Origin of the sequence: Bacillus sp. GMs2/2 (assembly GCF_050172095.1) — a bacterium.
GTDB lineage: Bacteria > Bacillota > Bacilli > Bacillales > Bacillaceae_G > Bacillus_A > Bacillus_A cereus.
Genome location: NZ_JBNLYE010000796.1, coordinates 1 through 304, shown reverse-complemented (window position 1 = coordinate 304; position 304 = coordinate 1). Strand labels below are relative to the sequence as shown.

The following is a 304-nucleotide window of genomic DNA, read 5'->3' as shown; positions in this document are numbered from 1 at the left end:
GATCGGTAACTTCAAAGAATCCTTTACAGATGTTTCCCGTAAGGTGGATCTGGTACAAGAAGAAGTATCAAATATGCCAAGTTCTATTTTGGATGCAGCAAAAGCAAATGCCACAAGTCTGATTAATTCAGGATTCGGAGGACATGTTCGCTTTTATCCGGATCGGATTTTAATTATGGATACGAAAGATGAAAAGAGTGCGAAAAAGGTTTGGCAATGGAACTTAAATGGATTAGGCTATTCCTCCACAGGTGTGAATGGACCATACGGAACGGCTATTACCAATGACGGGAGAATTGTGGCC

Annotated in this window: 1 pseudogene; it reads left to right on the top strand. The window is 41.1% G+C overall.

Features of this window, described 5'->3' with window-relative positions:
• Positions 1 to 304 (top strand): annotated as a pseudogene (locus ACQGS6_RS29575) (phage tail spike protein); the annotation flags it as partial.